The 13,717-nt window shown below is 54.0% G+C and carries 10 protein-coding genes; 1 reads left to right on the forward strand and 9 read right to left on the reverse strand.

All coding sequences use genetic code 11. The features are described 5' to 3' along the window. Window positions 1-148: 148 nt before the first annotated feature. The 4 genes from ACFPOF_RS15340 to fdhA form a co-directional block, all read right to left on the reverse strand. On the reverse strand, window positions 149-1,078 hold the full coding sequence (locus tag ACFPOF_RS15340; RefSeq protein WP_378134098.1) for an ROK family protein: 930 nt from the start codon (window positions 1,076-1,078) through the stop codon (window positions 149-151). A 16-nt stretch (window positions 1,079-1,094) separates the two neighbouring features. After that, entirely contained in the window at window positions 1,095-2,846 is a 1,752-nt protein-coding gene (locus tag ACFPOF_RS15345; protein WP_378134099.1) for a class I mannose-6-phosphate isomerase, read from the reverse strand. A 76-nt stretch (window positions 2,847-2,922) separates the two neighbouring features. Then, complete coding sequence (locus ACFPOF_RS15350; RefSeq protein ID WP_378134100.1) at window positions 2,923-3,699, reverse strand: DeoR/GlpR family DNA-binding transcription regulator; 777 nt, start codon at window positions 3,697-3,699, stop codon at window positions 2,923-2,925. 124 nt (window positions 3,700-3,823) lie between these two features. Further along, window positions 3,824-5,041: a formaldehyde dehydrogenase, glutathione-independent gene (fdhA, locus tag ACFPOF_RS15355; protein WP_378134101.1), complete on the reverse strand. Its 1,218-nt coding sequence runs from the start codon at window positions 5,039-5,041 to the stop codon at window positions 3,824-3,826. A gap of 222 nt (window positions 5,042-5,263) precedes the next feature. Between fdhA and ACFPOF_RS15360 the strand changes: the two genes are divergently transcribed. Continuing rightward, window positions 5,264-6,058, forward strand: a complete 795-nt coding sequence (locus tag ACFPOF_RS15360) for a helix-turn-helix domain-containing protein (protein ID WP_378134102.1) — start codon at window positions 5,264-5,266, stop codon at window positions 6,056-6,058. A 24-nt stretch (window positions 6,059-6,082) separates the two neighbouring features. Here the strand turns inward: ACFPOF_RS15360 and ACFPOF_RS15365 are convergent, their stop codons facing one another. From ACFPOF_RS15365 to ACFPOF_RS15385, 5 genes are all read right to left on the reverse strand, one after another. Then, window positions 6,083-7,168 carry a Gfo/Idh/MocA family protein gene (locus ACFPOF_RS15365; RefSeq protein WP_378134104.1) on the reverse strand — a complete coding sequence of 362 codons (1,086 nt, stop codon included), beginning with the start codon at window positions 7,166-7,168 and terminating at the stop codon, window positions 6,083-6,085. Between the two features lie 2 nt (window positions 7,169-7,170). Beyond that, window positions 7,171-8,781 (reverse strand): family 43 glycosylhydrolase, encoded by a 1,611-nt coding sequence (locus ACFPOF_RS15370; protein WP_378134106.1) that lies wholly within the window; start codon window positions 8,779-8,781, stop codon window positions 7,171-7,173. A gap of 245 nt (window positions 8,782-9,026) precedes the next feature. After that, the gene (locus ACFPOF_RS15375) at window positions 9,027-10,130 is read right to left on the reverse strand and encodes an SGNH/GDSL hydrolase family protein (RefSeq protein WP_378134108.1); all 1,104 of its coding nucleotides are present in this window, start codon (window positions 10,128-10,130) and stop codon (window positions 9,027-9,029) included. After that, window positions 10,120-12,009, reverse strand: coding sequence for a glycosyl hydrolase family 28 protein (locus ACFPOF_RS15380; protein ID WP_378134110.1), 1,890 nt, complete (start codon window positions 12,007-12,009; stop codon window positions 10,120-10,122). Before ACFPOF_RS15380 ends, ACFPOF_RS15375 begins: the two co-directional genes overlap by 11 nt. A 72-nt stretch (window positions 12,010-12,081) precedes the next feature. After that, window positions 12,082-13,707 carry a response regulator transcription factor gene (locus tag ACFPOF_RS15385; RefSeq protein WP_378134112.1) on the reverse strand — a complete coding sequence of 542 codons (1,626 nt, stop codon included), beginning with the start codon at window positions 13,705-13,707 and terminating at the stop codon, window positions 12,082-12,084. Window positions 13,708-13,717: the final 10 nt, after the last annotated feature.

Consider the following 13,717-nt stretch of genomic DNA (forward strand, 5'->3'; position numbering starts at 1 on the left):
TGGAAACGATTCTCATTCTATCACGCCATATTTCCTCGTCCTTGCCCTCATCCGTCCACAAATGCCCAAGCTGCCGATCCGCCGCTGTAGTGCGTATTCCGGACGGCGCCGCGGTACGTCTTATGCAGCTTCAGCGTCGTTGAAAATATCATTGTCTCACAACGTAGTCGTAGATTCCTTTAAACGTGCTGCCAAGCGTGTCCTTGCTCACCCTCACATCCACAGCAATGTCCGCAATCGCCAACCCCTCTTTGAATGCCGGAACGAACAAACTTCCGCTCTTGGAGATTTGACCGCCGATGACGATGCGATCAGGCGCAAATTCCATAATCGAAGGGACAAGGATTGCGGCCATCCTACTGCCGAACTTGCCGAACAGTTCCAAAGCCGACCGATCTCCGGACAGGGCGGCCATCGCATAATCTCGAACGTCGGGTCGCTTCGGTTCCAGATTCAAGTCCATCGCCAATTGCAATATACCGCGTCTGGAAAGCCAATCGTCCGCTATTTTGCCTTGATACGGAACATTGTACAGCCAGCCGTTTTCCGGAACATCAGAGCGATGTTGGATCAGTCTGCTATTTTCCAGGAAGCAGGATCCAAGCCCGGTTCCGATCGTCAAACAAACGACTCTTTTGGCTCCGCGAGCTTCACCATAACCGGCTTCACCGAGTCCGAATAAAGCGGCGTCGTTCTCGAAACGGATTCCGAAGGATGGAGCAAGTCGGGTCGCCAGTTTCTCGTGATCGCGAACGGCATCCTCCATCCGTTGTCCGAAGGGGAGACCGTACAGCGCTTCGAATTTGCTCAGTCCCCGAATGTAGCTAACGCCTTGCGCATAGTCGAAAGGACCGGGAAATGCCATCCCGATCCCTCCGATGAACAGACTCTCATTTCGCGCTTTCGCGTAGAGATCAGCGGTGATGTCGACGAAATGCGCGACGATTTCTTCGGCGCTTCGGTCGGCATGCGAGTCGTAATGGGTTATTGTCTCTTCGGCTATTTCCCCATTAACGACCGCTGCCGCTTTAATTTGCGTTCCTCCGACATCGAAAGCGAGAATTAGATTACGTTCCATCGTCTATTCCGCTCCCTTATGTTCTTACGTAGGCTTTAATGACGCCGACTCTCTTGCCTTCGGACGGGCCGCTCGGACGGAGCCTATACGATTGTACAGAAGCCGGGATGATAAACGTCTCCGCATAACGGATGACGTAAGGCTCGAACTCGCCGGTCGGGCTTTCGACGACGACTTCCTCGCCTTCAATCAGATTGAGCATATGCACGCTGCCGTTCGCTTCGTGCAGCACCGGCTCCGAGAACCAGTAGCGGCGAGTTTCGATGAACTCAAGCTCATGTAATCCCGTACGTTCTTCCTTCCAGCCTTCGCCTTCGGCCAAATCTTCGATCCGGTTGACGCACTGCTTAGTCGTCCAATCCGTTGTCCGGTCCCACTGAATCACTTTGCTTCCATGCTTGACGTGAACCGGACGCGGTTTGCCGTCCAAGCCAAGCCGATCCCAGTCCCACAGTTTAAAGGTGAAAATGTACGGCGTAGCACTGATTTCCAGTACCATGCAGCCCGTTGCGGAACAATGTACAGTGCCCGACGGGATAAGGAAATGGTCGTGCTTCTGTGCGGGATAGACGTTCACGTACTTCTCCGCCGGGAATGTGAAACCGCCTTTCTCAGCCTTACGCAAATCGGCCAGCATGGCTTCCGGTTCGATGCCGTCCTTCAATCCCAAATACACTTCAGCGCCCGGCTCGACATCGAGAATGTAATAACTTTCGTCCTGCGTATAAGTCATGCCGAATTGCTCGCGAATATATTCGACGGTCGGATGGACTTGCAAGCTGAGATTCTGTCCGCCGATCGTATCCAAGAAGTCGAATCGAATCGGGAACTCCGCGCCAAAGCGCGCATATACTTTAGCTCCAAGCAGCTTGACCGATTCGAAGAAGACAAGATTGATCGCGGGAAGCTCGACTCGGACATCACCGTATTGGAAATATAGACTGTTCTCTTCCGGAACTCCATCGAATCCCCACGCATAGGGATGCTCCCGTTCGGGCAGCTCGATGTTCGCTTCCAACCACTTGCCGCCCCATACGCCGGGATCGAAATACGGAACGAGTCGGAACGGCTGGGTGGCGACTTGGGCAAATCCGGCAAACAGCGCTTCCCGAGTAACCATCTTCGGCGCATTCTTGACGTTCGTATCCAAATAAAAGTCTATGCCGCCAAGCAGCGATTTTTTTAACCGATCCGCCATCCGCCACTCGAAGAAAAACCCGCGCTTATATAGCCGCAAAATATCGGTTTCCACCCGGTTCGTCCGCCAGTTGCCGAATTCTCTCGACCGATACCGCTGTTGAATTTCCCAACGCGCCAAATCCGCATAGATGACAATGTCACCCTGCGCAACCAGCGAAGCACCGAACCCGATGACTACCGCAATGCCGTCTCTCGCTTCTTCCAATTGATGACGCAACGCTTCTATTCGGGCCGCATCGTACAGTTCATCTATTCTGAACGGTGCCATATAACCGAAAACCCGATCGTCCGTCATGTAGCGTTCAACCAGACGATCGACTTCGGCAGGCTCCAGCGCCGCAACCTCCGAACGTATGACAATTGCAGGAGCAAGCGTATCGGCCAGCCCTGCAACGATTTCTTCTTGCCTGACGCCGGGATAACATTCAATGACTACGATTGCGTTCATATTGCCTGTTGTGGCAACCGCCTCTTGAATGCGCGCGCCGATTGCCTTATAACCGGTCCAAGCCTCAGTATCCCTGTTTTTAATCCGCGTACATGGGTATTTATTGTACAACTTGTTCACCAGTGATCAACTCCCATCTCCTTTTCACACAATATAACATATATTCTCACATATGAACACTTTTAAATGATCAAATTCACACAATATGCAATTTCACGCCGCTGTCCTCGATGAAGGAACGATCCTCACCCCTGATTCCGGCATCCGTGATCAGCACGTCGATGTCGGATAAATTCGCTACAGTCGTCAAATATCGGTTGCCTATTTTGGATGAATCGAGGATCATGACGACTTGGTTGGCCGCCTGAATCATCGCTTTCTTCACTTGCGTGTCCAACAAGTTCGGATCGGTAAATCCTTCTCCGGCCGTGAAACCCAGCGCCGATATAAACAGCGTATCTGCGTGATAACTTACGAAAAATTGCTCGGCCACCGGTCCGACAAATGTGCCCGACACTTCGCGCAGGTTGCCCCCGCAACAAATTGCCGCCCTCCTGTCGGTAACAAACGACCGGAAAACATTCATCGTATCCAGTCCGTTCGTCAGCAAGGTCAATTCAGAATACTGGCCTAGCATTCCGGCCATCCGCGACACCGTTGTTCCATTTTCCAATATAATAACGTCGCCTGCGCTTACGAACTTCTCAGCCGCATACGCGGCCAGCCGGCCTTTCACATCAGGGTTGCTCGCTAGCTTCGCCGCCGCATTCGGCTCTTCGACCGCTGACGAGTCGCCGGAATAAACCGCGCCCCCGTGCGAGCGCTGCACGCGGTTTTCTAGCTCCAGCGTACGCAAATCGCGTCTGACCGTCATCTCCGACACGCCGAAATGGTCGCTCAATTCTTTCATAGTCGCCGCACCACGTTGCGATAAATAGTTCAGGAGCGCCTGTTTTCTTTGCAAAGGAAGCATGTCCGCACCTCGTCTTTTTTCACCAATTCTAACACAAATGATCAATTTCAACAAAAAAAAGCCCCGATCGATAATCGAGGCTGATGTATAATAGCGGTTTGGATGATCGGATCAGAGCGTCAAGTTACTTACGCACAAGCCCGTGAGGATCGATGACAAACTTGCGAGAGACGCCGCGGTCGAACTGCTGATACGCGTTCGGCGCTTCGTCCAGCGAGATCAGCGTCGCGTTAACCGCTTTCGCGATTTGCGCGCGACCGCTTAAGATGGCCATCATCAGATCGCGGTTATATTGCATGACCGGCGTCTGACCTGTCACGAACGTATGCGATTTCGCCCAGCCGAGTCCGATGCGGATTTTGAGCGTGCCGACTTTGGATTCTTCATCGACGGCACCCGGATCTCCGGTCACGTACAATCCTGGAATACCGAGACGTCCGCCTGCACGCGTCACTTCCATAATCGAGTTCAACACCGTCGCCGGCGCTTCTCCGTGATCTTTCCCGTGCCCGCTCGCTTCGAAACCGACGCAGTCGATCGCGCAGTCCACTTCCGGAACGCCGAGAATTTGGTCGATCTGCTCAGCCAAGTTCGGGTGTTCGCGCAAATTGACCGTCTCGCAGCCGAAGCTTCTCGCCTGGGCAAGCCGTTCCGCATTCAAGTCGCCTACGATGACGACCGCTGCTCCGAGCAATTGGGCGGAGTGCGCCGCAGCGAGTCCGACCGGACCTGCACCCGCAACATAGACGGTCGATCCCGGCTTTACGCCTGCGCTAACCGCACCGTGGTAACCCGTCGGGAAAATATCGGACAACATCGTGAGGTCGAGAATTTTCTCCATCGCTTTCTCTTTGTCCGGGAATTTGAGCAACTGGAAGTCTGCGTACGGCACCATGACGTATTCCGACTGACCTCCGACCCAACCGCCCATATCGACATAACCATAAGCGGAGCCCGGACGGTCCGGATTGACGTTCAGGCAGACGTTCGTGTTGCGCTCGCGGCAATTGCGGCATCGGCCGCAGGCGATGTTGAACGGTACGGACACGAGATCGCCTTTGCGAATGAACTCGACGTCGCTGCCGACTTCAATGACCTCGCCGGTAATTTCATGGCCGAGGACAAGACCGGAAGGCGCGGTAGTCCGTCCTCTGACCATATGCTGATCGCTTCCGCAAATGTTCGTCGTCACTACTTTCAGAATGACGCCGTGATTACATTTGCGCCCGACATTCAGCGGGTTCACTCCGGGGCCGTCTCGCAGCACGAGATCGGGATAAGGCGTATTGCTTACTTCCACGAGTCCTGGCTTGCTGTACACTACCGCTCTGTTTCCTGCCATGTCTTGTTTCCTCCTTTTTATTCGCCAGCTCCGGCTTCGACCCATACTCGTCCAATCCGGATTGCTTTCGCAATACCTGCACTATAACCGATCCTGCTGCACGCAACAAGACCTATTGGATATTGAACATCACCTCCTCCATTCGCAACTTGACGAAAATATTTCTATCGATAATAGTAATAGAACATTCGCTATTCCAGGCAAGAAGGGGAGTACGCACGCATGAATCATTACTTTCGTTTATCCAATGTACTCTCAGCGGAAGGCGGGTCCGTGAACTACCCTCCCGGGGGACGCTTCGGTCCGCGCGTTCAGCAGGATTATCAGCTTGTATTGCTCCACACCGGCCAAATGACGGTATATATCGATGACGTGCCTCATCATGTACAGCCAGGTCATGCGGTTTTGCTCAAGCCAGGTCATGTGGAGCAATTCTATTTTGCGAAGCAGCAAGAAACTTGGCATCGCTGGATTGCCGTCCACTTCAAAGTCGACCCTGATGCGCTGTCCGAATCTACGAATGATTCGCCTCTTACACTCCCCATTTCCGAAGACTTGAACAGAATGACAGATCTTATGATATCGCTTCGTTCCAGGCATAAGAACGATTCCGAAGTCGTTCGAAGCCTCGGAATAGCGGCCATTCAATATTTCCGATCAGAAACGATGCAAATTCAGCCGAATAGGAAACACCCGTCCGTCGATCTCGCCAAATCATTCATCGCCGATCGTTTCCACGACGATCTTACACTTGATCTCATCGCGGAAAGCGCCAGCCTGTCGCCTGAACATTTGGTTCGGTTGTTTCGCAATTACGAGAAAATAACGCCGATCAAATATTTATGGCAGTATCGTATTCTTAAAGCTAACGAACTCCTCATTCAGACGGGGCTCCCGATGGGCGAAGTGGCTATTCGCTGCGGGTTCAAAACTTCCTATCATTTTGCCCGTATGTTTAAGCAGTTGACCGGCGTTACGCCTTCAGCATTCAGGCAAAACAACTGGCGCGGACAATAGCTTCCGCGCCAGTATTTACTCCTGTTATAACACCGCATTCGTCGGCAGCGGCTCAGGAATTTCGCAACTGCTGCGCATCTCATAATGTTTGCCTTCGAGCGATGCGTCATGGAACCCATGCATCGCTTCGAGCACGTGATAAGCAAGTTTCCCGCTCGCGCGGTGTGGACGACCGGTGCGAATCGCTTCGGCCATGTCAGCTACGCCTATCCCGCGACTTTGATCGAAATACCCGTGCGTCAATGGAACTTCGGTCCAGTCGGCGCCGGGCTTGCGGATATACACCGGACCACCGAAGCCGTTAGGATCCGGAACTCGCAGCGAGCCTTGACTGCCGTACACCTCGATATTCGGCAAGTTCGAGCCGGCCATGACATCGAAGCTGGTCACGAGCGTAGCGATCGGACCGCTGTGGAAATCAAGTACGCCCGCGATATGGGTAGGCGTCTTGACTTCAATTTTTTGGCCGTGCTTCGGCGCACTCGTAATCGTCCGTTCAGGAAACGTAACACGTGCAGAGCCTGTCACCCTGCGAATCGGACCGAGCAAAGAAACGAGCGCCGTCAAGTAATAGGGCCCCATATCGAACATTGGGCCACCGCCGACGTCGTAATAGAACGCCGGATCGGGATGCCAGTTTTCATGACCGCCGCACAACATAAAGGCGATTGCCGCTACCGGCGTGCCGATCAAGCCGTCTTCGATCAGCTTGCGGCACGTCTGAATGCCGCCGCCAAGGAAAGTGTCCGGCGCGCTTCCGACGAGCAAACCCTTGCTCTCGGCCAGTGCGAGAATCTTCTGGCCGTCTTCCCGAGTCACGGCAAGCGGCTTCTCGACGTAGACATGTTTGCCTGCTTCAAGAGCCTGCAAACAGACATTGGCATGGGCAAGCGGAATCGTCAAATTAATAATGATTGCTATGTCTGGATCCGCCAGCAGTTGTTCAACGGAACAAGCGCGAGTGCCATATTCCTCTGCCCTTGCCTGCGCCCGGGCGAGATCAAGATCGGCGCATGCCGTAATTTCAAAGCTTTCGAACGCTTTTCCGCTATTTAAGTAAGTACTGCTAATATTGCCGCAACCGATAATGCCGGCTTTCACTTTGCTCATATTTATTGCTCCCCCTGTCGAATATGATCGATAACGAAGGAATGGAAGGTGGCAAAACCTTCGTCCTCCCCGTAAACGCCTTTGGCATAAATGCCGATTCGCGGCGCCGTGAAACATAAGAACCGGTTAGCCCGTTCCGGATAAAGGAATTCCGCCGACAATGTAATGCCCGTATCTTCGCAGACTTCCCCATCTATCGAATACAAAAGCGAAATAAGCTGGGTGCTCAGATCCAGACGAACAATTAGCCACACCTGTTCCCCTGGCTGAAGGTTCAATCTCCATGTTCCCAATGTCTTCTTAAAGACATTGACGTACTGGCTGACTTCCAGATAAAGACCTTCGTGCTCCTGATTCTCATGCAGTCGGCTGACATCGAATGATTGTCCGGAAGTCTGACCGAGCCCGTTCCGAATGTTAAAAAACAAAAAAGCATCCGCATCCCGATAAAGCGTCATGCCAGCTTCCTCGCCCCTGCTCGCGAAACTAGCAGACAATAATGTTCTCGCTTCAAAGCCGAAATCCGGCCATCGGCGCGTCAAGATCAAAGTAGATTGAAGGGAATAAGGAATAAACGGCTTGCAGTCGATTCGAAGCCCATTCGACGTCAATCTATAGCCCTCATCGACAGGATGACGTACCCATTCCCAATGCGGCGAAAGCTCCTCCTCTTTGAAATAGTCCGTATGAACGGACATCCCCTCGTTCTCTACCGCGATTGAAGGCAAATGAACAATTTCTACCGGCTTCCCATCGTCACCTACGATAAACCAGTCGTCATCGGTCCAGCGAACCGGTTGGAGGAAAGTTTCCCTGCCCAGCGGACAAAACCCTCCCGGCGGTAAAGGTCGGCCGCCAAGATGGAACATCCACCAGTCACCTTGTTCGTCCTGTACGAGTTTACCGTGACCTGTTCGTTGTATGCGCTGTTCGGGATTGCGCTGAATCAACACCGGATTGTACGGACAAGACTCATACGGTCCCCAGATCGATCGGCTGCGGGCAAGCGTTTCCATATGCTCGAAGAACGTTCCGCCTTCTGCAAGCATGAGGTAATACCATCCGTTCCGTTTTACGATGTGGGGCGCTTCCGGAGCGGCGCCTCCTGTACCAGGCCATACTTGCCTCGCCTCTCCGACAAGAGCGGAACCGTCCTGTTTCATTTCATGAACCCAGCCGCCGCCGAACACCAAATACCGTTTGCCATCGTCATCGTTAAAGATCGAAGGGTCGATGAAATGATGATTAAGCATGGTCGCTTCGCTGTATGGTCCTTCCGGCCGATCCGCCGTAAACAACAACGTCGTGCAACGGGGTTGGCCGTGATAATAAGGCACGACAACCCAGAACTTCCCGTCGTAATACGAAATATCCGGCGCGAATACGCCGAACGAATCGGGCATTCCCGTCAAGTCGAGCTGGCTCTTCCGCGTAATGACGTGGCCGATCGGCTTCCAGTTCGCCAAGTCTCGGGAATGAAGGACGAGGACGCCCGGAAAAAACTGAAACGTAGAAGTAACCATATAATAATCCGAGCCTACGCGAACGATCGAAGGATCGGGATGGTCACCCGGCAGCACCGGATTCATGAACTCATTTTCTATGCCGATCATCGATAATCCCCTTATCTTCAAGCCTAATGTACGCGCGATCATTCCTGCCCTCAGAATAACATGCCACAACTTTGTTTGTCTATTAAATAAACTAAGATTTGCCGTGTATTGCCGGATACGGATCTCATTGGGGTCACCTTGCTGCCCGAACATCAAAAAGCCGCCGGTGTGAAGTGCAAACCGGCGGCTTTTTGAGTGGCGGTCTCTTTGAAGACCAACTCTTTTACAGAACGGGCCAATCGAGTTCAAGGTACGATCCCGATAAGCGCCAGGCGAAAATTCGTCCCCGTGCATTCGGCTCGATCGCCATGAACGACTTCAAGCTCGAAACGATGCTCGCCCGGCACTAGATCGTCCGTTACGGAATAGATCCGATACCAACCGTCGTTGCCGCACCAGGCGGGGCGATCCCGCTGAGAAACGGTCCATTCCCCGTCATCGATCCGGTAGCGGAATTCCGCCGATGTGCGTCCGAAGTCGAAACCGAGCGACAAGCCGCGGCCTTGAAAATCAAAACTCAGTTTCGCCCCGACGGCAGCGCTTTCCAACATGCGGTCGATCCAGGTCAAATGCGCACCGCGGCGAATCGTCCACGGCCCTTCGAGCCGCACCGCTGCAAATGGGAGGTCGTAGGCGCCCGCCCAATGGGCCGCATTCAATGGCTCCGGCAGCTCGATCGACGAGAGTTCGCTCGGCGCTATGCTCGCCCGAAGCTCGCGCTCGAGGAAGGCGATCACGCTTTGCGCATAGCTCAGACTGCCGCGTTCGGTCGGATGAAGGCCGTCGGGCAGCCATTCTTCCCAGCGCATCCGGCCTTTCTTCACTTCTTCCAGCGCATACAGACTCATCCATACCGAGCCAAGCCCGTAATGATCCGCTAACTGTTCGAACTCCCTGATCGTCGCCGGCGCCTCGCCTCCCATCATTTCTTTGTAGAACGCCTGGCTGAACGTATAGACGAGCACGACATCGCGTCGATCGCCATCCAGCAGCTTACGCAGCAGTCCTTCCCGGGTGCGCATCCGCTTCTCCGCAGGCTCTTCTCCGTCATTGACCGCATAATCGACAAAGACGAGATCGCAGCCGCGATCGATTAAATCCCGCTTGGCGCGGAATACAGCCAGTTCGCTTCCCGTTGCGCCGATGGCGGCATTTTCCACGAACACGCGCAGTCCCGGATACCGCTCGACGAACCAGGCGATGACCGCCTCAGGCCAATTGTGGCGAGACCGCGGATCGGTAATCGAGCCTCCGATAAAACCAAGCGTAATCGCACCCGCAGCCACAGCTCTGCTCGTATGCTTCATTGGTTTTCTATGCTGCCATATCGTACTTGCATTAGATTCCATAGGACACCCCCAGCCAGATTAAATGTTTGCCCGCTTCGCTCCGTTCCAGGCGAATCGCCCGTATTCGCCGCCCCGGCTCCGGATTGCGCCAGGCCTGGACATACAAGCGAACGCCATCGCGAACGGCCTGCCACCCCGCCATCGACCACAGCTTCCAGTCGTCCGCGTCAAGACGGGAGACGACAGGGACAATCGCGTCTTCGCCGGATTCGTACTCCACGATGTATGCCGCAAGAACGACTCCGATACGCGCATACAACCCCGCGACGGTATGCAGGAAGAAGATCGTCTCCGCATTCACACCCGCACCGATATCGAACCTGTCATGCAGGATGCCCGCCTCGAAGGGAATGCCGGCAACCGGTTCGGACGGCAGGATAGAGGGACATTCAAACCGGATGCCGCCAACCTCAAGCTCACGCTGTGCGAGTCCAGGCTGCAACGTCCGAATGTCATCGGGATACAGCCTGTCCGCATGCCGAATATGGCCCTTATGATCGACAACGACATTTCTGACGAACGGATTCGCGTAAAGCTGAGGCTTGCGCTCCGGATCGCCGCTATGCTTCAAATTCCGAATAACGATTCCCTCGACCTGATGTTCTTCGTCGTAACCGTAAAGGTGGATATCGAACGGCGCCTCTTCGCCACAGACGATATTGTCGAATACGATATCCGCGCAATGACCGCGTTCCGGCGACTTGGCGAAAATGCCGCCGTTCACCCGCACCCCGATCAAGCGGCGCGCCCTCTCGACGCGTATGTCGCGATACGTAATTCGTCGAACAGCCGCTTGATCGCAGTTGGCGATGTCGATCGCATGATATCCCGTAATCTCCATATCCTGATGAAGGATATCCAGATTTTCGAAAATGACGTCTTGAATCGCGGCTGCCGTCGTTTCGTGTCCGATTTCGATCGCGCTCGCTCGATCCGCCCAGAAGACGGAATCGCTCACCGTAATTCGTTCGACGACCGTATTCGCCCGGCCCGCATTCGCCTTGACGGCGACACAGTCGTCGCCCGTGCGGATGAATACGTCCCGGATGGTTACGTCGCGCGAATCCACGGGATTAATGCCGTCGCTGTTCGGCACGTACCCGATCAGCTTGATATCCTCGATAAGCACCTGTTCGCAACCCGACAGATAGACGGTCCAGGACGGTGAATCGATCAGTTTGATCCCTCTGATGGTTACGTTCACGCAATTGCGAAGCTCGACAAACGCTGGCCGTTCAGTACCCCGCTCCTCCCCGAAATGCGATTGCAGATAGTCGGGCCAGCGGCCCTTCAGACAAGTGCCTTCGAGAATGCCGGCTCCCCGAATCACAATGTCGTGCGCGTCTTCCGCGAAAATCCTTCCTCTTAATACGGCGCCTGCGGCAAGATAGAGCGTCTGTCGGCTCTTCAGTTCCAAAATACCGTACTCGCCGGCGATCGTATGCACCCCGGGTCCGAAATAGATAAGGTTTTCCGCCCCGGATGCGGCGGGAGCCGATATCGGCTCCCGCTCCGGCTGTTCCGCGAATATCATCAAATTGCGATGAATAAGCCGACCGATCTCGACGGACAGCTTTACGGGCGAATCGAGCACGAACCGGATCGTGCGCTCCCGGATATCCCATCGAATAGCACGGCTTAGAGGTCGTATACTCACGTCGTCCGGGGCGCCGAACAACACTTCGACTTCCACAACGGCCTGATCTTCGGTCATGGGAAAATAGCAGAAGGAAGCCATCTCCGGCTCGCAGCGTTCTTTCTCCAAGCGGTCGTCCTCGAAATGGACGGACGTCCGATACACATGCACCGGATGGCCGTTAACCCGGACTTGGTAATCGGTACTTGCCGTACCGGTGTCCTTTATCGTATTGTTACTCATCGTTCGCCTACCTTTTCACGTTTCAGAGTTTTAGCCCTATCATTTGAAGCTCGTCCATCGGTTCAGCGGCGCTTAGCGCCCGGCCTGATCGCGGAACTCCCTGGGTGTCAGCCCGGAATGCTTCTTAAACACTTTGATGAAATAGGGCGGATTGGCATACCCCAACTGTTCGGCGATTTCATGGATCTTTTGGCTACCGTCCAAAAGCATTTTTTCCGCCTTTTCCATCTTCAAGCGTAAAATATAACCGCTGAGACCTTCTCCGGTCTCGGATTTGTAGACGCGAGAGAGATAGACCGGATGAACGCGTACATGATCGGCGACGGTCTGCAGCGAAGTATCTCCCGACAAATGATCCTCGACGTACTGCTGAGCCCGGCGGACGAGATAGGCCACCGTCTCGTTCTGCTCGCTTTGCATATCGGCCTGCATCTTTCCCAGCACCCGCCATACCCATTGCTGCAATTGATCGACATTGCGAAACGGATTCGGTTGGAAAAGAAAGACCCAGTCTTCGCCGATGACGGATTCCAGAGGCTTTCCGTTTTTGTGCGAAATATAGATCAGCGCGCCGCTGACCGTCATGCACACTTCCATGAGGTGCTCCTGATGGGTTTGCCGATCCAGCTTGGTCATCTCCTCGAACACGGTCCGAAGCTTGACGTCGATTGCCTCCCAGCGTCCTGCTTCCAGAAGCTGGATCAGTGTCGGCGAATCGTAAAGGCCGGCGGAAGCGTCAACCTGCGGATTGTCGTCGAAAGAATCCGTGGAGATCAAGAACTCGTCCTGCTTGCCGAAACGTTGGCGGACGACGCGGAGCGAAGACTGATACAGTTGCGGAACTGCGTCCGGAAACGTTCCCTTAGCGCTGAGCAGAATAGAAACCTTACCGTGCAGAAAGGTCTGAACGCTGTTCTGAAGCTCGCTCGCTTCGCGCTCTAACCGGTGTGGCCTATCGGTAGCGCTCGTTTCGCTCCGCTTCCTCTTAATCAGAAAGAGGAGATAGTCGTGGGGGTCCTTGCACGTCCACAACACGAATTCGTCCCGGAATATCTCTTCCGCCATATTGACGATTGCGTATTCTCGCAGATGAAAGTCCCGATCATTGTAAGAATAGAACGAATCATCCATGCGGACGAGCATCAGAGTGACCTCGTCCCCTGCGGCGAAAGGGATTTCGAAAGCGCCGAGCTGCTGGGACAAAGCTTGCTCGGAGAAGGACCGGCCTTGCAGCAATTCGTTCAGCAAGCCGTCCCTCAACTTCGGGAAATTTTCTCTCAGCGTATAGAGTGTCCGTTGATTCGAACTGATTTCCTCCCATTCCATACGGATCGCTTCCGTCAATCTCCTCAAACACGCGACGATCTCTTCGTCGTCCGCCGGCTTGAGAATGTAGTCGTCGGTATGGTATTGAATCGCTTGCTGGGCATATTCGAAATCGGCGTATCCGCTGAACAGGACGCATTTGATTCTTTTCCACTTTTGCCGAATCCGCTGAAGCAGCTCAATCCCCGACATCCCCGGCATACGGATATCCGTAATAACGATATCGATAGGGTACGTGTTAAGAAAATCCAAGGCTTCCGCGCCGGAATAAGCCTGATGGACCTGATCGAATTCAAGCTCGTCCCAAGGAATCGACTTTACCAAGCTCGCCACCAGATGTTCGTGATCGTCCACGATCAGAATTCGAAACATGAATCTGCCC

It is taken from the genome of Cohnella soli, from assembly GCF_042655525.1.
Taxonomy (GTDB): domain Bacteria; phylum Bacillota; class Bacilli; order Paenibacillales; family Paenibacillaceae; genus Cohnella; species Cohnella soli.